At 70.0% G+C, this 23424-nt stretch carries 18 protein-coding genes; 10 read left to right on the top strand and 8 right to left on the bottom strand.

The genetic code is table 11. The features are described 5' to 3' along the window. Positions 1 to 45 precede the first annotated feature (45 nt). The 6 genes from JOD31_RS16835 to JOD31_RS16810 all read right to left on the bottom strand — a co-directional run bounded on the left by JOD31_RS16835 (position 46) and on the right by JOD31_RS16810 (position 6901). Positions 46 to 684, bottom strand: a complete 639-nt coding sequence (locus tag JOD31_RS16835) for an exopolysaccharide biosynthesis protein (protein WP_271206219.1) — start codon at positions 682 to 684, stop codon at positions 46 to 48. A 198-nt stretch (positions 685 to 882) separates the two neighbouring features. After that, the gene (recJ, locus tag JOD31_RS16830; RefSeq protein WP_204951595.1) at positions 883 to 2706 is read right to left on the bottom strand and encodes a single-stranded-DNA-specific exonuclease RecJ; all 1824 of its coding nucleotides are present in this window, start codon (positions 2704 to 2706) and stop codon (positions 883 to 885) included. Positions 2707 to 2763: 57 nt separating this feature from the next. Then, positions 2764 to 3774, bottom strand: a complete 1011-nt coding sequence (gene glpX / locus JOD31_RS16825; protein ID WP_204951812.1) for a class II fructose-bisphosphatase — start codon at positions 3772 to 3774, stop codon at positions 2764 to 2766. Positions 3775 to 3937: 163 nt separating this feature from the next. Continuing rightward, entirely contained in the window at positions 3938 to 5248 is a 1311-nt protein-coding gene (locus JOD31_RS16820; RefSeq protein WP_204951594.1) for a homoserine dehydrogenase, read from the bottom strand. Between the two features lie 70 nt (positions 5249 to 5318). Then, positions 5319 to 6536, bottom strand: coding sequence for an LL-diaminopimelate aminotransferase (locus JOD31_RS16815; protein WP_204951593.1), 1218 nt, complete (start codon positions 6534 to 6536; stop codon positions 5319 to 5321). A gap of 134 nt (positions 6537 to 6670) precedes the next feature. Continuing rightward, entirely contained in the window at positions 6671 to 6901 is a 231-nt protein-coding gene (locus JOD31_RS16810; RefSeq protein ID WP_204951592.1) for a hypothetical protein, read from the bottom strand. 162 nt (positions 6902 to 7063) lie between these two features. Here JOD31_RS16810 and phaC point away from each other — a divergent pair, with 162 nt between their 5' ends. Beyond that, positions 7064 to 9472: a class I poly(R)-hydroxyalkanoic acid synthase gene (gene phaC, locus JOD31_RS16805; RefSeq protein ID WP_204951591.1), complete on the top strand. Its 2409-nt coding sequence runs from the start codon at positions 7064 to 7066 to the stop codon at positions 9470 to 9472. A 67-nt stretch (positions 9473 to 9539) separates the two neighbouring features. On the opposite strand, the gene JOD31_RS16800 is transcribed toward phaC, so the two are convergent. Together JOD31_RS16800 and uvrA are read right to left on the bottom strand one after the other, a co-directional pair. Further along, complete coding sequence (locus JOD31_RS16800) at positions 9540 to 9710, bottom strand: DUF1127 domain-containing protein (RefSeq protein WP_020185620.1); 171 nt, start codon at positions 9708 to 9710, stop codon at positions 9540 to 9542. A gap of 298 nt (positions 9711 to 10008) precedes the next feature. Further along, positions 10009 to 13086, bottom strand: a complete 3078-nt coding sequence (gene uvrA, locus JOD31_RS16795) for an excinuclease ABC subunit UvrA (protein ID WP_204951590.1) — start codon at positions 13084 to 13086, stop codon at positions 10009 to 10011. A gap of 243 nt (positions 13087 to 13329) precedes the next feature. Here uvrA and ssb point away from each other — a divergent pair, with 243 nt between their 5' ends. The 9 genes from ssb to JOD31_RS16750 all read left to right on the top strand — a co-directional run bounded on the left by ssb (position 13330) and on the right by JOD31_RS16750 (position 23392). Further along, entirely contained in the window at positions 13330 to 13842 is a 513-nt protein-coding gene (gene ssb, locus JOD31_RS16790; protein WP_020185622.1) for a single-stranded DNA-binding protein, read from the top strand. A 123-nt stretch (positions 13843 to 13965) separates the two neighbouring features. Continuing rightward, the gene (locus JOD31_RS16785) at positions 13966 to 14403 is read left to right on the top strand and encodes a YqaA family protein (RefSeq protein ID WP_204951584.1); all 438 of its coding nucleotides are present in this window, start codon (positions 13966 to 13968) and stop codon (positions 14401 to 14403) included. 410 nt (positions 14404 to 14813) lie between these two features. Next, positions 14814 to 16010 carry a glycosyltransferase family 4 protein gene (locus JOD31_RS16780; RefSeq protein ID WP_210341566.1) on the top strand — a complete coding sequence of 399 codons (1197 nt, stop codon included), beginning with the start codon at positions 14814 to 14816 and terminating at the stop codon, positions 16008 to 16010. A 72-nt stretch (positions 16011 to 16082) separates the two neighbouring features. After that, on the top strand, positions 16083 to 17591 hold the full coding sequence (locus tag JOD31_RS16775; protein ID WP_204951810.1) for an undecaprenyl-phosphate glucose phosphotransferase: 1509 nt from the start codon (positions 16083 to 16085) through the stop codon (positions 17589 to 17591). Beyond that, a complete protein-coding gene (locus JOD31_RS16770) occupies positions 17588 to 18853 on the top strand; it encodes an O-antigen ligase family protein (RefSeq protein WP_204951583.1) in 1266 nt (421 codons plus the stop codon). Before JOD31_RS16775 ends, JOD31_RS16770 begins: the two co-directional genes overlap by 4 nt. 72 nt (positions 18854 to 18925) lie before the next feature. Continuing rightward, positions 18926 to 19519: an ANTAR domain-containing response regulator gene (locus JOD31_RS16765; RefSeq protein ID WP_204951582.1), complete on the top strand. Its 594-nt coding sequence runs from the start codon at positions 18926 to 18928 to the stop codon at positions 19517 to 19519. Then, entirely contained in the window at positions 19516 to 20622 is a 1107-nt protein-coding gene (locus JOD31_RS16760; protein WP_204951580.1) for a CmpA/NrtA family ABC transporter substrate-binding protein, read from the top strand. Before JOD31_RS16765 ends, JOD31_RS16760 begins: the two co-directional genes overlap by 4 nt. A gap of 208 nt (positions 20623 to 20830) precedes the next feature. Continuing rightward, on the top strand, positions 20831 to 21703 hold the full coding sequence (locus JOD31_RS16755) for a DMT family transporter (RefSeq protein WP_204951579.1): 873 nt from the start codon (positions 20831 to 20833) through the stop codon (positions 21701 to 21703). A 378-nt stretch (positions 21704 to 22081) separates the two neighbouring features. After that, positions 22082 to 23392 carry a CmpA/NrtA family ABC transporter substrate-binding protein gene (locus JOD31_RS16750; RefSeq protein ID WP_204951577.1) on the top strand — a complete coding sequence of 437 codons (1311 nt, stop codon included), beginning with the start codon at positions 22082 to 22084 and terminating at the stop codon, positions 23390 to 23392. Positions 23393 to 23424: the final 32 nt, after the last annotated feature.

Below are 23424 nucleotides of genomic sequence, written 5' to 3'. Positions count from 1 at the left end.
GGGGGTTCGCCGCGGCGGGCAAGAGCGCCGGGCGGGCGGCTCCGCTCAGAATCCGAAGAAGCTGAGGACAGGCTGCGCAAAGGCCTCGATCAGCTTGACGATCGCCGTGGAGAAGGCGGCGAGGATCGCGAAGCTCGCCGCGGTGGCCGCCCAACCCACGCCGATCGCGACGCCGTCGCGCTCGATGATCCCGAGCGCGAAGGCGGAGATCGCGATCGCGGGGGGCATGTTGCCGAAGGGGATGGGCAGCACCAGGATCAGCGCCAGCACGAAGCAGGCGAGCCCCGTGAACCGGTCGGCGACGTAGCTCGTCATGACCTCCGCGCGCGGCTTGAGCAGGCGCTCGAGCTTCGCGACCCAGGGCTCGACCTTCGCGGCCAGCGTGCGGAAGTCCTCGCGCTTGAGCGAGCGCTCGGTGATGAAGCGCGGCAGCCAGAGCCGCTGGGCGCCGATCGCCAGCTGCAGCGCGATGAAGAACAGCGGCGCGCCGAGGATGGCGGAGGTTCCGGGCGGCATCGGCAGCGCGTTCGGGAGCGCGAACAGCAGCAGGAGCGCGCCGAAGGCGCGGTCGCCGAAGGCCTCGAGGATTCGCCCGATGCTGATGCGCTCATGCTCGCTGTCCGCAAGCTCGCGCAGCACCTGCGAGAAGCCGCGGCGCGGCTCCTGGGGGTCCTCAGCGGGCACGGAGGCAGGCGATGGGGAGCTGGCGACGTCGGTCACATGGCCTCGAGAGGGTTGGTCGCGGCGTGAACGGGCGACCTTCGCGGCCACTCAACGCTGAAAACGTGAACATCGCGTGGCGCTGCAACCTTCGGCCGACAATCCTGAGGGAGATCCTGCGAGAAGACATGGCGCTCGACCGCCGCCATTCAATGCGCCCGCTCACCGTCCGCCCGGCGCCGCGTCGATCAGGCGAAGGCTGACCCGCTCCGATCCGCCCCAGCGGTCGACGCCGAGCACCCCGGCGGCGTGGACCTTCGCCCCCCGCGCCTGGAGCAGCGCCCGGCCGAGGTCGGCGTCCGCCGCGCGGAAGGCGATCGCGCCCACCGAGGCGCCGTCGCCCGCCCTGAGGCGCAGGCGCACGTGCCCCTGCCCCACCACGTCGGCCGAGGAGACGGTGTGGTCGGCGAGCGCCAGCACCGGCTCCGGCGCGCCGGAGCCGAACGGTCCCGCGCGCTCCAGCTCGCGGACGAGGTCCGGGGTCGCGGCGGCGGCGGTGAGCGCGGCGTCGACGGCGAGCGAGCGGTCCGCGCGCGCCCGCACGACATGGCCCTTCAGGCGGTCTTCGAGAAACCCGCGGAAGACGCCGAGGCGGTCGGCCTTGAGGGTGACGCCCGCCGCCATGGCGTGGCCGCCGCCCTTGACCAGCAGCCCCTCGGCCACGGCCTCGCGGACCACGGCCCCAAGGTCGACGCCGAGGATGGAGCGTCCCGAACCGACGCCGGTTCCGTCCGCGCCGAAGGCGATGGCGAAGGCGGGGCGGCGGAAGCGCTCCTTCAGCCGCGCGGCGACGAGGCCGACGACGCCGGGATGCCAGCCTTCGCCGGAAACGACCACGGTCTGCGCCGCCTCCTCGTCCGGCCCGAGCGCCGCCCAGGCCTCGGCCTCGCCCTCGGCCAGCGTGGCGCGCTCGATCGCCTGGCGCTCGCCGTTCAGCCGGTCGAGATCGGCGGCGATCGCGGTCGCGCGCTCCTCGTCGTCGCAGAGCATCAGCCGCGCGCCGAGGCCGGCGTCGCCGATGCGACCGCCGGCGTTGATGCGGGGGCCGAGGAGATAGCCGAGGTGGTACGGCGTCGGCGGGCCGTCGAGCCGGGCGACGTCCATCAGCGCGCGCAGGCCGAGCCGCGACCGCGAGCGCAGCGAGATCAGCCCCTTCGCCACGAAGGCGCGGTTGAGGCCCTTGAGCGGCACCACGTCCGCGACGGTTCCGAGCGCGACGAGATCGAGCGCGCGGAGCAGGTCGGGCTCGCCTCCCCGCCCCGCCCAGAAGCCGCGGCGGCGCAACTCGCGGCTGAGCGCAACCAGCGTCATGAACACCACGCCGCAGGCCGCGAGGTGGCCGAGGCCGGACAGGTCGTCCTGCCGGTTGGGGTTCACCAGCGCCGTCACGTCGGGCAGCGCCTCGCCGACCTGGTGATGGTCGAGCACGATCACGTCGAGGCCGCGCGACCGGGCGTGGGCGAGCGCGTCGTGGCTGGTGGAGCCGCAGTCGACGGTGACGAGCAGCGTCGCGCCGCCGTCCGCCAGCATGTCGATCGCCCCGACGTTCGGGCCGTAGCCTTCGAAGATCCGATCCGGAATGTGCGTCTTCACCGTGGCGCCGGCGGCGAGGAGAAACTCCGCCAGCAGCGCCGTCGAGGTGGCGCCGTCGACGTCGTAGTCGCCGAAGATCGCGACCGTCTCGGCGCGCTGGACGGCGTCCGCGAGGCGGCCCGCGGCCGCGGGCATCGCCGTCAGCGTGTCGGGATCGGGCATCAGCCGGCGGATCGAGGGGTCGAGATGGCCGACCGCGGTCTCGCTCGTCACGCCGCGGCCGGCCAGCACGCGGGCGAGCAGGTCGCCGTAGCCGTGGTCGCGGACGAGTTCGGCGGACAGCGCGCGGCCCCGCGCGTCGAGCCGGTCCCGCCACGCCCGCCCGCCGAAGGACGCGACGACGCCCAGGAAGGCGTCGGAGGGATCGCTCCGCAGCGCGGTCGCCGCGGTCATGGACGTTGATTCTCCATGGGCCGAGCATAGTCCATGGCGCGCGGCATAGCCCGCGCCTCAGTCGAGGTGGAACTTCTCCGTGCGGGCATGCTCGGCCCGGATCCGGCGGCTGGTTCCGGTCGACGACCGCATCACGAGCGTCTCGGTCACAATCGCCCGGCGGCCGAAGCGGACGCCCGCGAGCAGGCCGCCGTCGGTCACGCCGGTCGCCGCGAAGATGACGTCGCCGCGGGCCATGTCGTTCAGCTCGTAGACGCGGCTGAAGTCGGAGATGCCGGCGGCGGCGGCCTTGCGGCGCGCGTCCGGCGAGTCGAGCAGCAGCCGGCCCTGCATGTAGCCGCCGGTGCACCGCAGCGCGGCCGCGGCGAGGACGCCCTCCGGCGCGCCGCCGACGCCGAGATAGATGTCGATGCCGGTTTCGTCCGGATCTGTGGCGTGGATCACGCTCGCCACGTCGCCGTCGGTGATAAGCCGGATCGCGGCTCCGGTGGAGCGGACCGCGTCGATCAGGCGCGCGTGGCGCGGCCGGTCGAGCACGCAGGCGGTGATCTCGCGCACCGGCACGCCCTTGGCCCGGGCGAGGCTCTCGACGTTCTCCCGGGGCGAGCGGTCGAGGGCGACCGTGCCGGCGGGATAGCCCGGTCCGATCGCGATCTTGTCCATGTAGACGTCGGGCGCCTTCAGCAGCGTCCCCGCCTCCGCGATCGCAAGCACCGAGATCGCGTTGGACTGCGCCTTGGCGCAGAGCGTGGTGCCTTCGAGCGGATCGAGCGCGATGTCGACTCGCGGGCCTTGTCCCGAGCCGACCTCCTCGCCGATCCAGAGGACAGGCGCTTCGTCGCGCTCGCCTTCGCCGATCACCACGACGCCGCGGATCAGCAGGTGGTCGAGTTCGCGCCGCATGGCGTCGACGGCGGCCTGGTCGGCCGCGCGTTCGTCGCCGCGCCCGCGGAAGAAAGCGGCCGCCACGGCCGCGCGCTCGGTCACGCGCACAAGTTCGATCGTCAGGGCGCGATCGATCGCGTCGTTCGCGTCGAGCGGGCCGAGGCCCTGCCCGTCCGGTTCCATCTCGGCTCTGAGAGCCGTCGCCTTCTTCGCCACGTGTCGTCCCCCGCGGCAAACGCCGCTCCGCCCCGGTTCGCCGGGGTCTCGTCGCGACGTCCTCGTTGCGGCGGCGGGGGAGGTCGCGCTGTCCCCGGCCGTCCGCGGCCAGAGCTCCGATCGAATCGCGTCAGCGCTTTTCGATGCGGATCAGCTGGGGCGCGCCATCGATATGCCCGTCCGCTTCGATCGCGTCCAGCGCGATCCGAAGGCTCGCCTCGGTCGTGGCGTATGTGATGAGCACCACCTGCACCGGCTCGCCGCCCGCGGAGTCGCTTTCGGACTCGCGTCCGCGCTGCACGATGCTCTTCAGGGAGATGCCCTGTTCGGCCATCCGGGTGGCGATGGCGGCCGCCGCGCCCGGACGGTCGATGACCGAAAGACGGATGTAATATCCGCCTTCGTGCCGTCCCATCGGGGCGCGCGTCGGGCTCCGGAGCTTGCCCGCCGGCAGGCCGAACATCGGCGGCGTGACGCCGCGGGCGATGTCGACGATGTCGGCGATGACCGCCGAGGCGGTCGCGTCGCCGCCGGCGCCGGGACCCGACAGCACCAGCGCGCCGACCGCGTCGGCGTCGATCTCGACGGCGTTGGTCACGCCGTCGACGCGTGCGATCGCGCTCTCCTTCGGCAGCATCGAGGGGTGGACGCGCTGCTCCACGCCGGCGTCGGTCCGCGTCGCGACCCCGAGCAGCTTCACGCGGTAGCCGAGCTCCTCCGCCATCTGCAGGTCGAGCGGCGTGATCGAGGCGATGCCCTCGACATAGATGCCGTCCGCGTCCGGCTCGACGCCGAAGGCGAGCGAAGCCAGCAGCGCCAGCTTGTGCGCGGTGTCGAAGCCGCCGACGTCGAAGGTCGGGTCGGCCTCGGCGTAGCCCAGCCGCTGCGCGTCGGCGAGGCACTCGGCGAAGCCGATCTTGTCCTTCTCCATCCGCGTCAGGATGTAGTTGCAGGTGCCGTTGAGGATGCCGAACACGCGGGAGACGTTGTTGGCCGCGAGCCCCTCGCGCAGCGTCTTGACGATCGGGATGCCGCCGGCGACCGCCGCCTCGAACGCGATCGGGACGCCCTTCTCCTCCGACGCGCGGGCCAGCGCCACGCCATGCTTGGCGAGCAGGGCCTTGTTCGCGGTGACCACCGGCCGGCCGTGCTCGATCGCGGTCTCGACGCAGGCGCGCGCAGGCCCCTCCGCCCCACCGATCAGCTCGACCACGAGGTCGACGTCGTTCGCGCGCGCAAGCTGGCTCGCGTCCATGTGCCAGGCGACACGGGAGAGATCGAGACCGCGGTCGCGGCCCTTCTCGCGGGCGGAGACCGCGGTCACCACGATCGGGCGGCCGGCGCGCGCGGCGAGCTCCTCGGCTTTGGCCGACAGGATGCGCACGACGGCGGAGCCCACCGTGCCGAGGCCGGCCACGCCGACCCTCAGAGGTTCCGCCATTAGATATTCCAAGCCGAAGAGAGGGACGGTCTGCGGAGGCCTCGAACCGGCCTCCGCGAGGTCCGGTCCGTTAGCGCGCCGCGGCGAGCGGGACGACGTTGTGCAACGTCTCGTCCGCCGTTTCAAGGAACCGGCGGATGGAGCGGGCGGCCTGCCGGATGCGGTGCTCGTTCTCGACCAGCGCGATGCGGACGTACTCGTCGCCGTGCTCGCCGAAGCCGATGCCGGGCGCCACCGCCACGTGCGCCTTCTCCACCAGCAGCTTCGAGAACTCGAGGCTGCCGAGCGACCGGAACTTCTCCGGGATCGGGGCCCAGGCGAACATGGACGCGCGCGGGCTGGGCACCGGGAAGCCGGCGCGGCCGAAGGAGTCGACCATGATGTCGCGGCGCTTCTTGTAGATCTCGCGCATCTCGACGATGCAGTCGTCCGGGCCGTTCAGCGCGGCCGAGGCCGCGACCTGGATCGGCGTGTAGGCGCCGTAGTCGAGATAGGACTTGACCCGCGCGAGCGCCGCGATCAGCCGCTCGTTGCCGACCGCGAAGCCGACGCGCCAGCCCGGCATCGAGAAGGTCTTGGACAGCGAGGTGAATTCCACCGCCACGTCCATCGCGCCCGGCACCTGAAGGATCGAGGGCGGCGGCACGTCGTCGAAGTAGATCTCGGAATAGGCGAGGTCCGAGAGCACGAAGATGTCGTGCTGCTTCGCGAAGCGCACCACGTCCTTGTAGAACTCGAGGTCGGCGACCTCCGCCGTCGGGTTCGACGGGAAGCAGGTGATCAGCGCGATCGGCTTCGGAATCGAGTGGATCACGGCGCGCTCGAGCGCGTGGAAATACTCCGGGCCGGGCGTCGCCGGCACGTTGCGGATGACGCCGCCCGCCATCAGGAAGCCGAAGGCGTGGATGGGGTAGCTCGGGTTCGGCGTCAGCACCACGTCGCCGGGCGCGGTGATCGCCTGCGCCATGTTGGCGAAGCCTTCCTTCGAGCCCAGCGTCGCGACGATCTGCGTGTCCGGGTTCAGCGTCACGCCGAAGCGGCGGGCATAATAGGCCGCCTGCGCCTTGCGGAGGCCGGGAATGCCCTTCGACGTCGAATAGCGATTCGTGCGCGGCTTGGTGACGGCCTCGATCAGCTTTTCATTGATGTGATCGGGCGTCGGCAGGTCGGGATTGCCCATGCCGAGATCGATGATGTCGGCGCCTGCCTTCCGGGCGGCGGCCTTCACGCGGTTCACCTGTTCGAACACGTAAGGCGGCAGACGGCGCACGGAATGGAATTCGGTCATGGCACGATTCGCGGAAAGTGGCTCCGGCGCACCAGCGCGCCGGCCGTCCGGGAATACAGTATGGGCCGTTTGCGGGCAAACGGCGGCGCGCCGGATTGGCCAGAAGGTCTAAGAGGCTGCCGGACTTGGCGCGGTCAGCGCTTGCCGCGCGCCAGCAGGTCCGCCTCGAGCGTCTTCTGCTCCTCCGGCGTGCGCAGGCGGCCCGGACGCTGCGGCGGCGTCACGCCCACGGACGGGTACGCGAGGTTCGTGGGCGCCGGCGGCAAGCCGCGCGTGCCCTTGTACTTCTCCAGGTCGCACCCGCCGAGCGCGAACCCGCAGGCGACGAGGAGGACCGCGCGGGCGGCGTTCCGGGATACGCTCATGGCTGTCTCTCGAACGCGGGCGGATCGCCCGTTTGTCTGGCGGAAGGGCCGGTTGGCGCGTGACGCGCGGCGCGGCTTGCGCCTATTGTCATGGGAACAGGTTACGACGCAACCCGAAGCGCTTGACGCGACCTCGGGGCCGTCGAAAGGGGAGGAAGGGCTATGGCCCGGAGCGCCGTCGGACGTTCGGCGACGAAGCCTGCGAGAACGAGCGGCCGGCCGGCCGCAGCCAAGCCCCGCCCCGCGGCGCGGCGCGCGAACGCCCGCGACGCGCCCGAGATCGCCGCCGACGCTCCGGCCCCTGCAAAACCCGCCGCTCCGCCCTCCGCCGGCCCCAAATCCGCGCGGTCGAAACCGGCGGCGCCCAAACCTACGCTCTCGAAACCCGACGCCGCCCCGTCCGCCGAGCAGAAGCCGGCGCCACCCAAGTCCGCGAAGCCCAAGTCCGCACGGGGCCCCGCCGCCAAGGTGAGCGCGCCGGCGGCGTCCGCCGAGACGGCCGCGGTCGAGCCCGCCGCGCCCGAGACTGCGACGGCGCCGAAGAGCAGAACCGCGAAAGCGCGGACGGCCGCCAGGACGCAGGACGACGCGGGCGCCAAACCTCCGCGGAAGCGGAAGGCGGCGGTTCTGAAGGACGACGCAGCCAAACCCAAAGCGGCCGGATCGAAGAGGCAAGAGGCGCCGGCCGACGCCCCGCCCCGCCCCGAAACGCAGGCCGGGTCGACCGCCTCCGGCGCTCGCGCCGACCACGGCGAGCGCGACGCGGGAGCGGAGGGCGGCGACGGCGGGCCCAATCCCTTCCTGACGCCCGACGTTGAAGCCTTCGCGGCCAACATGGCGCGGCTGTTCGAAGAAGGCGGCCGCGCGCTGTCGGCCTATCTCCGCCCGCGCGAAGGCGCCGCGCTCAAGGCGGCCGGCACGGACGAGATCGTCGACGTCGTCAGGACGCTCGGCCAGGTCGCCGAGCGCTGGATGGCGAGCCCCAGCCGCACGCTCGAGGCGCAGCGCGCCTTCGCCGGCGGCTTTCTCGAGCTCTGGGCGGGCTCGCTGAAGCGGTTTTCCGGCGAGGACGCCCCGCCGGTCGCCGTGCCGGACCCGCGCGACGCCCGGTTCAAGGATCCGGAATGGACCACGAGCCCGTTCTTCGACTTCGTGAAGCAGGCCTATCTGCACACCAGCCGCTGGGCCGAGCGCATGGTGGACGAGGCGCACGAGCTTGATCCGCACACGCGGCACAAGGCGTCGTTCTACGTGCGCCAGATCGCGAACGCCGTGGCGCCGTCGAACTTCGTGCCCACCAACCCCGAACTGATCCGCGAGACGCTGTCCTCCAAGGGCGAGAATCTCGTGCGCGGCATGCGGATGCTGGCCGAGGACATCGCCGCCGGAAACGGCGACCTCCGCATCCGCCAGACGGACGGCTCCAACTTCGTCGTGGGCAAGAACCTCGCGACCACGCCCGGCAAGGTGGTGTTCCGGAACGATCTGTTCGAGCTGATCCAGTACGCGCCCTCGACCGAGATGGTCCGCACCCGGCCGGTGCTGATCGTGCCGCCGTGGATCAACAAGTTCTACATCCTCGATCTCACGCCGGAGAAGAGCTTCATCAAGTGGTGCGTGGACCAAGGGCTCACGATCTTCTGCATCTCGTGGGTGAACCCGGACGCCCGCCACGCCAAGCTCAGCTTCGACGACTACATGCGCGACGGGGTGCTGACCGCGCTGAAGATCGTGCAGGAGATCTCGGGCTCGGAGACCGTCGACGCCGCAGGCTACTGCGTCGGAGGCACGCTGCTCGCGGTCACCCTCGCCTACCTCGCGGCCAAGGGCGAAGCGCCGTTCGCGAGCGCGACCTTTCTCACCACGCAGGTGGACTTCACCCACGCGGGCGACCTGAAGGTCTTCGTGGACGAGGCGCAGGTGAAGGCCGTCGAGGCGCGGATGGCGGAGTGCGGCTTCCTCGAGGGCGCGAGCATGGCCAACGCCTTCAACATGCTGCGGTCGAACGACCTGATCTGGCCCTACGTCGTCAACAACTACCTGAAGGGCAAAGCGCCCTTCCCGTTCGACCTGCTGTACTGGAACTCCGACGCCACGCGGATGCCGGCGGCGAACCACTCGTTCTACCTGCGCGGCTGCTACCTCAACAACGATCTCGCCAAGGGCCGGATGACGGTGGGCGGGGAGCGTCTCGACCTGAAGACGGTCACGGTTCCGGTCTATGAGCTCGCGACCCGCGAGGACCACATCGCGCCGGCGCGGTCGGCCTTCCTCGGCGCCCAGCTGTTCGGCGGCCCGGTGCGCTTCGTCCTCGCCGGCTCCGGCCACATCGCCGGGGTGGTGAACCCGCCCGCCAAGATGAAGTACCAGCACTGGGTGGGCGAGGCGCCCGCGGGCGCCTTCGAGGACTGGTTCGCGGAGGCCGAGGAGAGGCCCGGCTCGTGGTGGCCGGACTGGCGCGGCTGGCTGGCCGCGGCGGACGCGACCGCGACGCCCGCGCGGACGCCCGGCGAGGGCCCCTACCCCGCGCTCGACGACGCGCCGGGAACCTACGTCAAGATGCGGGTCTAACCGCCTGCCTGAAAATGAAAAAAGCCCCGGATCGCTCCGGGGCTTTTCCACGTGTCGTTCGCGCCGTTCAGGCCGCGACGGCGTTGTGGGCGGCGCGACGCGAGATGGTCTCGATGTCGTTGCGGCCGATGTTGATGTCGCGCAGCGTGCGCTCGTCGAGGGTCGCGAGCTGTTCGAAGGTCTCGCGGTACACGCGCCACATGCGGTAGCGCTTCAGAAGGAAAGCCCAGAAAATCATCGTCTTCAGTCCAAGGTGAGGCGGCTCTCGGCAGGCGGTCACGCGAGAGCCTCTTGGCCGTCGCTGTCCGTCGCTGGGTCGTCGTGTTTCGGTGAAGCCTAGATAATCAGCAGACTGGCAAGCGAATAGGCAGCCGATGGCATCGCAGCAATGCGCCGCTCACATGTCGCCTCGCCAAGGCGTTAACCTGAGCCATCCGGCTGTTAACGCCGTTGCAGACTGAGGCGTTACGCCAGAACCGCCGCCGCGGGCGCGGCGTCCCGGGACGCCACGCTGCGACGCGGCGCCACAGCTCGCGCTACTCCGCCGCGTCGTCGAGAGCCCGCCGCAGCGGCCGGCGCTTCAGCACCTCCGCGAGGAATCGCCCGGTGTGGCTGTCCTTCGCCCGCGCGATCTGCTCCGGCGTGCCGGTCGCGACCACTACGCCGCCGCCGTCGCCGCCTTCCGGACCCATGTCGATGATCCAGTCCGCGGTCTTGATGACTTCGAGGTTGTGCTCGATCACCGCGACCGTGTTGCCCTGGTCGACCAGCTCGTGCAGCACCTCGAGCAGCTTCGCCACGTCGTGGAAATGCAGGCCCGTCGTCGGCTCGTCGAGGATGTAGAGCGTCCTGCCGGTCGCGCGGCGCGACAGCTCCTTCGACAGCTTCACGCGCTGGGCCTCGCCGCCGGACAGCGTCGTCGCCTGCTGGCCGACCTTGACGTAGCCGAGGCCGACCCGGGCCAGCGTCTCCATCTTCTCGCGGATCGAGGGCGTCGCCTTGAAGAACTGCACCGCCTCGTCGACCGTCATGTCCAGCACGTCCGCGATTGACTTGCCCTTGTAGAGCACCTCCAGCGTCTCGCGGTCGTAGCGCCTTCCCTTGCAGACGTCGCAGGTGACGTAGACGTCGGGCAGGAAGTGCATCTCGATCTTGATGACGCCGTCGCCCTGGCAGGCCTCGCACCGGCCGCCCTTCACGTTGAACGAGAACCGCCCCGGCATGTAGCCGCGCGCCTTGGCCTCGGGCAGGGCCGCGAACCATTCGCGGATCGGCGTGAAGGCGCCGATGTAGGTGGCGGGGTTCGAGCGCGGGGTGCGGCCGATCGGCGACTGGTCGATGTCGATGACCTTGTCCAGCGCCTCGAAACCCTCGATCCGCTCGTGGGCGCCCGGGTTCTCGTTGGCGCCGTTCAGCTTGCGCGCCGCGGCCTTGAACACGGTGTCGATCAGCAGCGTGGACTTGCCGCCGCCGGAGACGCCGGTGACGCAGGTGAAGACGCCAAGCGGGATCTCGGCGGTCACGTCCTTCAGATTGTTGGCCTTGGCGCCGAAGACCTTCAGCGCTTTCTTCGCGTTGAACGGCCGGCGCTTCGGCGGCGTCGGCACCATCCGCGCGCCGGTGAGATACTGGCCGGTGAGGCTGTCGGGATGGTTCATCACCTCGTCCGGCGTGCCGGCGGCGATGATGCGGCCGCCGTGGACGCCGGCGCCGGGCCCGACGTCGACCACATAGTCCGCGAGCCGGATCGCGTCCTCGTCGTGCTCCACCACGATCACGGTGTTGCCGAGGTCGCGCAGGCGCTCCAGCGTCGTCAGCAGTCGGGCGTTGTCGCGCTGGTGCAGGCCGATGGAGGGCTCGTCCAGCACGTAGAGCACGCCGGTGAGGCCGGAGCCGATCTGGCTCGCGAGCCGGATGCGCTGGCTCTCGCCGCCGGACAGCGAACCGGAATTGCGGGCGAGCGTGAGGTAGTCGAGCCCGACGTCCACAAGGAAGCGCAGCCTGTCGCGGATCTCCTTGAGGATCCGGTAGGCGATCTCGTTCTGCTTCGCGGAGAGGTGGTTCGGCAGGTCCTCGAACCAGGCGTGCGCCGCCTTCACCGAGAGCTCCGACGCCCGCCCGATGTGCCGGTCCGCCACCCGCACCGCCAGCGCCTCGGGCTTCAGCCGGTAGCCCTCGCAGATCAGGCACGGCACGTCCGACATGTAGCGGCCGATCTCCTCGCGGGACCAGTCGCTCTCGGTCTCCTTCCAGCGCCGCTCGAGGTTGCGCACCACGCCCTCGAAGGTCTTTGTGGTCTCGTAGGAGCGCAGCCCGTCGTCATAGACGAAGCGCACCTTGTCAGAGCCCGAGCCATAGAGAATGACGTTCTTCGCCTTCTCCGGCAGGTCGGACCAGCGCGTCGTCAGGTTGAAGCCGTAGTGCTTGGCGAGCGCGTCCAGCGTCTGGACGTAATAGGGCGAGGTCGAGCGCGACCATGGGGCGATGGCGCCTTTGCGCAGCGTCAGCCCGCCGTCGGGAACCACAAGATTGGGGTCGACGCTTAGCTCGGTGCCAAGGCCGTCGCAGGCCGGGCAGGCGCCGAAGGGGTTGTTGAAGGAGAAGAGCCTGGGCTCGATCTCGGCGATGGTGAAGCCGGAGACGGGACAGGCAAACTTCTGCGAGAACGTTAGCCGCTTCGCCTGGCCGTGCTCGTCGGTCTCGCCCGCGAACTCGGCCAGCGCGATGCCGTCGGCGAGCGCCAGCGCGGTCTCGAGGCTGTCCGCCAGACGGCTCGAGATCTCGCCGCGGATCACCACGCGGTCCACCACCACGTCGATGTCGTGCTTCAACTTCTTGTCGAGCGCGGGAGCGTCGGCGATCTCGTAGTAGGTCCCGTCGATCTTGAGGCGCTGGAAGCCCTTCTTCTGGAACTCGGCGATCTCTTTGCGGTACTCGCCCTTGCGGCCGCGGATGACGGGCGCGAGCAGGTAAAGCCGGGAGCCCTCCGGCAGCGCCGTCAGCCGGTCGACCATCTGGCTCACGGTCTGGCTCTCGATCGGCAGGCCGGTGGCCGGCGAATAGGGAATGCCGACGCGCGCCCAGAGGAGGCGCATATAGTCGTAGATCTCGGTGACGGTGCCGACCGTCGAGCGCGGGTTCTTTGAGGTGGTCTTCTGCTCGATCGAGATCGCAGGCGACAGGCCGTCGATCTGGTCGACATCCGGCTTCTGCATCATCTCCAAGAACTGGCGCGCGTAGGCCGACAGGCTCTCGACGTAGCGGCGCTGCCCTTCAGCGTAGATCGTGTCGAAGGCCAGCGATGACTTTCCCGAACCCGACAGGCCGGTGAACACCACCAGCCGGTCGCGCGGGATGTCGAGGTCGACGTTCTTGAGGTTGTGCTCGCGCGCGCCGCGCACGGAGATCAGCCGCGCGTCGCGCCGCTCCGGCCGGCGCTCGGCCGCGGCGTCGAACGCCGCCTCCAGCGCCGCGGCGGAGGTCCTGGCCGCCGGCTTCGGCGCCGTCTCGCCAGCGGCCTTTGCCGCCGATTTGGGGGCCGTCTTAGCGCCGGGCTTGGCCGCAGCCTGCTTCGGCGCTCGGGCCTTGCCGGCCGGCGAAGAGGTTTTCGTCATGAGGTCACGTCGTCCCGCAGCGGCTCGAACCCGCCATTCGATCGTCAAGTCGGCCCGCAAGGCGTTCAGGTCAAGCGGAGCGCTTGTCGCGCCGCGATCCGCATGTTAAGGAACATAGGAAGAACAAACACCATTGTCCACCGCGATGCGTCCCGTCCCGAGGCTTGTGGACAAGCCCGGCGCGGGGGCGACGGCGGCGGGCGCGGCGATTAGGGTGCGCGCTCAAGCTTTCAGGAGATCGTCATGGCGGGCAGCGTCAACAAGGTCATTCTGGTCGGAAATCTCGGCCGTGATCCGGAAGTCCGCCGCATGAACTCCGGCGAGCCGGTGGTGAACCTGCGGATCGCGACCTCCGAGAACTGGCGCGACAAGCAGTCCGGCGAGCGCCGCGAAAAGACCGAGTGGCACTCGGTGGTGATCTTCAACGAGAACCTCGCCAAGATCGCCGAGAGCTATCTGCGCAAGGGCTCGAAGGTCTATGTCGAGGGCCAGCTCCAGACCCGCAAATGGACCGATCCCTCGGGCGTCGAGAAGTACACGACCGAGATCGTGATCCAGCGCTTCCGGGGCGAGCTCGCCCTGCTCGACGGCCGCGGCGGCGGCGGTTCGGACGACAGCTACGAGGCCGGCTCCAACGAGAGCTTCGGCCGGTCGAGCCCGACCGAGCGCCGCTCCCCCGCTCCGGCGGCCCCCGCCGCGGCGGGCGGCGGACGCGGCGGCTACTCCGACGCCATGGACGACGACATCCCGTTCTGACGCCGGCCCGACCGGACGCTCCCTCCTCCGGGCTTGGTCGATGACACGCGACGCGGTCGCGGGCCGGACGCGCCGTGACGCGTCACGCGCGTCGACGGCTTCGAGGGTCGCGGGATCGCGCCGATGACCGCCGCGGCGACCTATGGCGGGCTGTTCGTCGCCGCCTTCCTCGCCGCGACGCTGCTGCCGGCGCAGTCCGAGGCGGCGCTCGTCGGCCTGATCGCGCTGGGCGAACGGTCGCCCTGGGCCCTGGTCGCCACGGCGAGCCTCGGCAACACCCTGGGCTCGCTGGTGAACTGGGCGCTCGGCCGGCAGGCGGAGCGCTTTCGCCACAAGCGCTGGTTTCCGGTCTCGGACCGGGCGCTCGATCGCGCCACGGGTTGGTACCGCCGCTACGGCCGGTGGTCGCTGCTGCTGAGCTGGGTCCCGATCGTGGGCGATCCGCTGACGCTGGTCGCGGGCGTGCTGCGCGAACCGTTCTGGAGCTTTCTCGCGCTGGTGGCGGTCGCCAAGACCGCGCGCTACGCGGCGCTCGCGGCGGGGACGCTCGCCCTCGCCTAGCCCGGGATCGGAAGGCGGCCCGCATTCGGAGCTGGCTCCGGCCGTCGGCCGCGGGCCTGGTCCCGGCGTATGAACCCGCCGTCGCAGCCGGCCTCGCGCGGAGGTCATCGGCGGGGCCGAAGACAAGAAACGACGAAGGCCGCCGAACGCGGGGTTCGTCTTGCGTCGGCCGGCGGCGATCCCGAGCATGCAGGCGCTCGTTGCAGGGTTGTTGAGAGACGCCGTCCGACTTTCGGCGGATCAGACCTGTTTAGTATTAGTCTAAAGTCTTATATTTTACATTGTCCTGGCGGTTGATCGTTCGCTTACAACCTGTTGTGAAAAGCGATAGATAACCCTGCGCGCATTTCGGCGCGCCGCGGGCGGCGGGACAACCGCTCCTTTACCGGGCGCACATCACAGTCCCAGCCATGTCAGCCGCCCTCGATTATCGCCAAGCGCGCGCTTCGTCCGACGGCCCGCTTCGGATCGTCCATCTCGTCCGCTCGCCGGTCGGGGGGATCTTCCGGCACATCGCCGATCTGGCGACGGCGCAGGCCGCGGCCGGCCATCAGGTCGGCTTCGTGTGCGACAGCCTCACGGGAGGGGCCTTCGAGGCCGAGCGCATCGCTGCGCTCGAGCCGCACCTCGCGCTCGGGGCGTTCCGGCTGCCGATCGCGCGCCAGATCGCGCCCTCGGACGTCACGGCGCTCGCCCGCGTCCACCGCCGTCTGGCGCCGCTCGCGCCCGACGTGGTGCATTCCCATGGCGCGAAGGGCGGCGTGTTCGGCCGCATCACGGGCGCCTGGCTCAACCGGGCGAAGCCGGTGGCGCGGATCTACGCGCCGCACGGCGGCAGCCTGCATTTCGACCCGGCCACCGCCGAGGGCCGCATCTACTTCGCGATCGAACGCGCGCTGGAGAGCGTCAGCGACGTGCTGGTGCATGTCAGCGAGTACGAGCGCCGCGCCTACGTGGACAAGGTCGGCGCGCCGCGGTGCCGGGCGGTCGTCGTGCGCAACGGGCTGACGCCGCCCGAGTTCGAGGCGGTGACGCCCGCGCCGGACGCCACCGATTTCCTCTACCTCGGCATGCTGCGCGACCTCAAAGGCCCCGACGTGTTCATCGAGGCGCTGGCGCTGCTCGCGCGCGACGGCGCCGCGACGACGGGGACCATTGTCGGCGACGGTCCGGACGAGGCCCGCTACCGGGCGCTCGTCGCCGAGCGCGGGCTGGCGGCGCATGTCCGCTTCCTGCCGCCCCAGCCGGCGCGCGAGGCCTTCGCGATGGCCCACGCGATCGTCGTGCCGTCGCGCGCGGAATCCATGCCCTATGTCGTGCTCGAGGCGATCGCCGCCGGTCTGCCGATCCTCGCCACCGACGTCGGCGGCATTCCGGAGATCTTCGGCCCGTTCAGCGGCGACCTGCTTCCGCCCGGCGATGCGGCCGCCCTCGCCGCTGCGATGGAGCGGCTCACGGCCGACGCCGGCCGCGCCCGCGGGATGGCGCGCGAGCGTCGGGCGCATATCGCCGACGAGTTCGCGCTATCGTCGATGGCGTCGCGGATCGAAACCGTTTACCGCGACGCAATCACGGCGCGCGAAGCGCGTACTTTCTCCGTTCGGTAAAAGTGTTTGTTTTGAGTTTGGCGCCATCCTGATCCGACATCGCGGTGGAGCGGCGACGTGAGCGGGTTCAAAATGGCGCGCCTCGAGATCAGGCAAGATGAACCGAAGCCTCTGACGCCGCGGCAGACGCGGCTGAACGAGCAGGCGCGCGAGATCGCGCAGCAGTTCACGGCCGCGTCGATCTCGCAGACGCTGCTGGTCGGCGCTGTCCGACTGATCGACGCCGCGCTCGTGCTCGCCTCCGCCGCGATCGCCTACGCCGTCACGCTCGGCCCGCTGTCGGGCCTGAGCTGGGCCTACCCGCTCGCGGCCGGGCTCGGCGTGCTGCTGTTGCTGATCTTCGCGCAGGCGGCGGACGCTTATCACGTGGTGGCGTTCCGCTCGGTGGGGGGGCAGCTCGGTCGCATTCTGGGCGCCTGGACGCTGGTCTTCGCAGGCTTCGGGGCGCTCGGCGCCTTCCTCGACTTCGGCGGCGCGATCGACCGGCGCTGGCTCGGCTACTGGTTCGTGTTCGGCGCCGCCGTCCTGCTCGTCGCGCATGTGTGGCTCGCGGTTCTGGTGAAGCGCTGGGCGGTGCAGGGGCGGCTCGGCCGCAAGGCCGTCATCGTCGGCGGCGGCGAACCCGCAGCCGAGCTCATCCGCGCGCTCGAGGCGACGCCGGGCAACGACGTCCACATCTGCGGCGTGTTCGACGACCGCTCCAACGACCGCTCGCCGGCGATCGTCGCGGGCTACCCCAAGCTCGGCAACATCGCCGAGCTCGTCGAGTTCGGCCGCCTCGCCCACATCGACCTGCTGATCGTGACGATCCCGGTCACGGCGCGCGGCCGCGTCACCGAAATCCTGAAGACTCTCTGGGTGCTGCCGGTCGACATCCGGCTGTCGGCCCACACCGACAAACTGCGCTTCCGACCGCGCTCCTACTCCTACCTCGGCTCGATCCCGATGGTGGAGCTGGCGGAAAAGCCGATCGCGAACTGGGACTACGTGGCGAAGCGCACCTTCGACCTCGTGGTCGGCTCGCTCTGCATCCTGCTGACGGCGCCGTTGATGATCGCGACCGCGGTGGCGATCAAGCTCGACAGCCCCGGCCCGGTGTTCTTCCGGCAGAAGCGCTACGGCTTCAACAACGAGGTCATCGAGATCTTCAAGTTCCGGTCGCTCCGCCACGAGATGGCGGACCCGGAGGCGAAGACCGTGGTGACGAGGAACGACAGCCGCGTGACCCGCGTCGGCCGCTTCATCCGCAGGACCTCGATCGACGAGCTGCCGCAGTTGTTCAACGTCATCAAGGGCGAGCTGGCGCTGGTCGGCCCCCGCCCCCACGCCGTCAACGCCCACACCTCGGACACGCTCTGGAACGACGTCGTCGACGGCTATTTCGCCCGCCACCGCGTCAAGCCCGGCGTCACCGGCTGGGCGCAGATCAACGGCTGGCGCGGCGAGGTCGACACCCCGGAGAAGCTCAAGAAGCGCGTCGACCACGACCTCTATTACATCGAGAACTGGTCGATCCTGTTCGACCTGACCATCCTGCTGAAGACCCCGATCTCCCTCGCCAAGACGGACAACGCCTATTGAGCGCGTCGCACGCCACCTATGGCGGCGGCCGCTCGCTGGCCTTCGGCGCAGAGGGCCTGCGCGAGGGCATCGTCTGGCTGGCGGTCGCCTCCAGCTTCTTCGTGATGTTCGAGCCGGCGCCCTACGACCTGCTCTTCATCCTTGCGATCGGGGTGTTCGCGGCCACCGGTCTTAGCCTGCCGCGCGCGCTGCTGCCCTTCGTGCTGCTGGTCATCCTGTACCAACTCGGCGCGGTGCTGACGCTGACGCTGGTCTACGACCGGGCGGACACGCAGAAATGGACCACGGTCGGGGTGTTCCTGTCCGGCACCGGGGTGTTCTACTCGCTGCTGCTGGCCCAGCGGACAGAGATCAGGGCGCGCCTGATCGCCAACGCCTGGGTTATCGCCGGCGCCATCGGCGGCGGGCTCGCGATCGTGGGCTACTTCCACCTGGCGCCGTTCGCGGACTCGCTGCTGATCTACGGCCGCGCCAAGGCGACCTTCAAGGACCCCAACGTCTACGCGCCCTACCTGATCTTCCCGGCGCTGGTGCTGATCCAGCGGCTCTATTCGGTGGATCTCAGGAAGTCCCTGTTCGTGCTGCTGCCGCTCGGGCTGATCATGAGCGGCGTGTTCCTCAGCTTCTCGCGCGGGTCCTGGGGCCACCTGATCGGCTCCGCCGCGATCATGACGGTGCTGACGATCCTCGCCGCCCCTACCCCGGCCCGGCGGGCGCGCATCCTTTTCATCTGCGGCGCGGCGGCGCTGGGCGCCGCCCTGCTGATCGCGGTGCTGCTGACCCTGCCCTCGGTGTCGAGCCTGTTCGCGGAGCGCGCGAGCCTCGAGCAGAACTACGACGTCGGCCGCTACGGCCGCTTCGGCCGCCACGCCGCGGGCTTCCAGCTCGCGCTCGAACGGCCGCTCGGCATCGGCATCTTCCAGTTCGCCAAGCTCTTCGGCGCCGACGTCCACAACACCTACCTCAACGCCTTCATGTCCTACGGCTGGCTTGGCGGCATCGCCCTGCCGACGCTGGTTATCGTCACCTTCGTCTTCGCGGCCCGCACGATCCTCTTCCCGACCCCGTGGCGGCCGATCTTCATCTGCGCCTTCTCCACCTGGAGCGTGTTGATGATGGAGGCCTGGGTCATCGACGTGGACCACTGGCGCCACCAATGGGCGCTGCTCGGCATGACCTGGGGCTTCATCGCCGCGACCATCGCCCACCAGCGCCACGCCGACGGCGCGGCGTCGGCGCGCATCCCCCGCGCGGCGGGTTGACGGCCCCCAGGGCCGTCGCGCCAAAGTAGCCGGCACTCCCGCAGGCCCGCTTAAAGGCGCGATCCCAGCCCCATGTCCGACCGCGACCGACCGCTGAAGATCGTGCTGATCGACGCGAGCCCCGTCCGCGCCGCCATCATGGAGCAGGGCCTGCGCGACGCTGGGCACACCACGATCATGCGGATCACCGACCACGTGAACCTGCTCGCGCGCATCTACGCGATCGACCCCGACGTGATCCTGATCGACCTCGAGAACCCGAGCCGCGACGTGCTGGAGCAGATGTTCCAGGTGAGCCGCGCCGTGCGGCGGCCGGTCGGGATGTTCGTCGACCAGAGCGACAGCGCCTCAATCGAGGCCGCGATTGACGCCGGCGTCTCGGCCTATGTGGTCGACGGGCTGAAACGCGAGCGCGTGCAGCCGATCCTCGAGACGACGATCAGCCGCTTCCGGGCCTTCGCCAAGCTCCGCGCGGAGCTGGAGCAGGCGAAGGGCCAGCTCGAAGAGCGCAAGACCGTCGACCGCGCCAAGGGTATCCTGATGCGTGCGAAGAAGATCGACGAGGAGGAGGCCTATGCGCTGCTGCGCAAGGTGGCCATGAACGAGAAGAAGAAGATCGTCGAGATCGCCCAATCGGTGATCACCGCTGCGGAGTTGCTCGGATGAGCCTCGACCCGGTCAAGATCGGCTTCATTCCCCTCGTCGACGCCGCCATTCCGATCATCGCGGCCGACGTCGGATTCGCGGCGGAAGAAGGCATCGCGCTCGAGCTGGTGCGCGAGGTGTCCTGGGCGAACATTCGCGACCGGCTGACGCTCGGCCATTTCGACGGCGCGCATCTGCTCGCGCCGATCGCGATCGCGACCACACTGGGGCTCGGCACCATCAAGGTGCCGCTCGCCGCCCCGCTCGCGCTTGGCCTGAACGGCAACGCGATGACGATGTCGCCGCCGCTGTTCGAGGACATCCGCCGCCATATGGCGCCGGGCGCCGACATGGCCGACCCGCGCGCCACCGGCGCCGCGTTCAGGGCGGTCGTCGAGAACCGACGCCGCAACGGCGACGAGCCGCCGACCCTCGGCATGACCTTCCCGTTCTCGACCCATAACTACCAGCTCCGGCTGTGGCTGGCGGCGGCGGGCGTCGAGCCGGATGAGGACGTGCGGCTCGCGGTCGTGCCGCCGCCGTTCATGGTGGACGCGCTCGAGAACGCTCACGTCGAGGGCTTCTGCGTCGGCGCGCCCTGGAACTCGGTCGCGGTCGAGTACAACCTCGGCCGTATCCTTCACCTGGGCACGGACCTCGTGCGGCGCTGCCCGGAAAAGGTGCTGGCGGTGCGCGCGAACTGGCTGGCCCGGAACCCCGAGCTCGCGGCGCGGCTGGTGCGGGCCTGCGTGCGCGCGGCGGAATGGCTCGACGAGCCCAACCACCGCGAGGAGGCCGCACGGCGGCTCGCCGCTCCGAACCGGCTCGACGTGCACGCCCCCATCATCCAGCGCGCGCTCGACGGCCGGCTTCCGACCGGCGACGGCGACGAAATCCGCGCCTGCGACAGCTACGTCCTGTTCGGCGCGGACGGCGCCACGCGGCCCGACCCGAGGCACGCGCGCTGGCTGCACGCGCAGATGGTGCGCTGGCGGCAGGCGTCGGACGATCCCGCCGGCGCCGACCTGGCCGCCGCGAGCTACCGCACGGACGTCTACGACGCCGCCCTCGGCCGCGACGCGCCGCAACAGGCGGACGATCCGCTGGGCGTGTTTACGGACTGACGGACTGAAACGCCCTTGATGGCGCGGCCGAGGCGCTGCTAGCGTCCAAGCATCGACCGAGTGGCGACTAGGGTTCCGGGCGCAGACGCCGCCGCTGGACCGAGCGTCGCAGAGACCGCGGGAGTTCCGCGGCTGCACCCAAGGGGCAAAATCCCAGGGGAGGAGACGTCGAGATCAACCAGCGCCGAACGGCGCGCAGGAGGTCTCCATGACGCTCGCCTCGGCTTTGCTCGTCATTCTCGCCGCCGTCATCCACGCCAGCTGGAACATCATCGCCAAACGCGCGGCCGCGGTTGGGCCCGCGTTCGTGTTTTCCTACAATCTCATCGCCTGCGTCGCCTACGCGCCGTGGGTCGCGTATCTCGGAGTCCACGGCGGGCTCGGCTGGAGCTGGCGGGTCGCGCCATTCCTGTTCCTCAGCGGACTCATCCACCTCGGCTATAGCCTCTGCCTCCAGCTCGGCTATCAGCGGGCCGACCTCTCGGTGGTCTATCCCGTCGCCCGCGGAACGGGTCCGATGCTGTCGAGCCTTGGCGCGATCGTCATCCTCGGCGAGGCGATGTCCTGGCAGTCCCTGCTCGGCCTCGCCCTCGTCATCGCCGGGATCGGCCTCGTCGCAACGCAGGGAGACCTGTCCGCCTTCCGGCGACCGGGTGGACAGGCGGGCGTCGTCTGGGGGTCCGCCACGGGCGGGCTGATCGCCGCCTACACCGTGGTCGACGCCTACGCCGTGAAGACGCTTCACGCCTCGCCCGTGTTTCTCGACTGGTGCTCGAACGTGCTGCGCTTCATCCTGCTCGCGCCGTTGGTGGCGGCCTCCCCCGCGCGAGCGCTCCGCGCCATGCGCGAGTCCTGGCCGGCGGCGATCGCCGTCGGGCTGCTGTCTCCCCTCGCCTACATTCTGGTGCTCGTCGCGCTGGACGACGGCGCGCCGCTCTCTGTCGTCGCGCCGATGCGAGAGATGTCGATGATGGTCGGCGCGTTGATGGGCATGGCGATCCTGCGCGAGCCAGTCGGTCCTTGGCGGCTGGTCGGCTGCGCCGTCCTCACCGCCGGCGTCGTTCTACTGTCTTCCTCCTAGAAGGACGCCTCCCGCGCGCTCGCGCCGCCTAAGTTGCGTGCAGCGCACAAAATTGAAGCTGCGTCTGCGCGCTGTGGTGGCGCCCGAAGACAATCGGGTGCTGGCTCGCCGCTGTCCGACCCGGCCCCAAACTCCTCAAAACTGAACGACCTTCACACACCAACCCCAGTTGGCACGCGACTTGAAGGGAAACGTTCGAGGTTGGCGTCAACGATGACGCTTACCTCCTGCCCACCGATGGGCCCCAGCGACGCCGCTGACCTGACGAGCTCACGCACGTCACGTCTGCGGCTTTTTTCGTTTCTGGGCCCCGTCATGAGGACGGCGGCCCCTTCAAGACCCCGAGCGCCGATGGGCGCCCATGGAGCCGAAGGCCTGATGACCACCGACACGAAGACGCCGCTGATCCATGGCCTCCGTCGCCGCGACGTGCTGCGCGTCGGCGCAGGCGCCGCCGCAACCCTGCTCGCCGCCCGGACGCTCGCGCCCTCCGGCGTGTTCGCGCAGGGCGCCGGGCCGGAGACGACCAAGGCGACGCTGGGCTACATCGCGCTGACGGACTCCGCGCCGCTGATCGTGGCGAAGGAGAAGGGCTTCTTCGCCAAGCACGGCATGCCCGACGTCACCGTCACGAAGCAGGCGTCCTGGGGCACCACCCGTGATAACCTCGTCCTCGGCTCCGAGGGCAACGGCATCGACGGCGCGCACATCCTGACGCCGATGCCCTACCTGATCTCGGCCGGCAAGGTGACTCAGCAGAACATCCCGCTGCCGATGTATATCCTGGCGCGGCTGAACTACGACGCCCAGGCGATCTCCGTGGGCGCGGCCTACAAGGGCCTGAAGCCGACCGTCGACGCCAAGCCCCTGAAGGAGGAGTTCCTCAAGAAGAAGGCGGCGGGCCAGCAGGCCAAGGTCGCCATGACCTTCCCCGGCGGCACCCACGACCTGTGGATCCGCTACTGGCTGGCCGCCGCCGGCATCGACCCGGACAAGGACGTCGAGACCATCGTCGTGCCGCCGCCGCAGATGGTGGCGAACATGAAGGTCGGCACCATGGACGCCTTCTGCGTCGGCGAGCCCTGGGGCGCCCAGCTCGTCGCTCAGGGCATCGGCTTCTCCGCCTGCAACACCTCGGAGATCTGGAAGGATCACCCCGAGAAGTCGTTCGGCATGCGCGCGGCCTATGTCGACAAATACCCCAACGCCACCAAGGCGCTGCTGATGGCCGTCATGGAGGCGCAGATGTTCTGCGACGACATGGCGAACAAGGAGGAGGTCGCCTCCATCGTCGGCACGCGCGCCTGGTTCAACGTGCCGGTGAAGGACATCGTCGGCCGCCTCAAGGGCCAGTACGACTACGGCGACGGCCGCATCGTCGAGAACAGCCCCGGCCTGATGAAGTTCTGGGGCGGCGGCCCGGTCTCCTACCCCTACCAGAGCCACGACATGTGGTTCCTGACCGAGGACATCCGCTGGGGCAAGTTCGCCCCCGACACGGACGTCAAGGGCATGATCGCCAAGGTGAACCGCGAGGACCTCTGGAAGGAGGCCGCCAAGGCGGTGGGCGCCAAGACGATCCCCGACTCCACCTCGCGCGGCGTGGAGACCTTCTTCGACGGCAAGGTCTTCGATCCCGCGCAGCCGATGGCCTACCTCGAAAGCCTCGAGATCAAGCGCGTCGCCTGAGGCCTCGCCTTCATGGAGGGCGCCGCGCGCGC

The organism is Methylopila capsulata (assembly GCF_016907975.1).
Classification (GTDB): domain Bacteria; phylum Pseudomonadota; class Alphaproteobacteria; order Rhizobiales; family Methylopilaceae; genus Methylopila; species Methylopila capsulata.
This window is presented reverse-complemented; position numbering and strand designations above follow the sequence as displayed.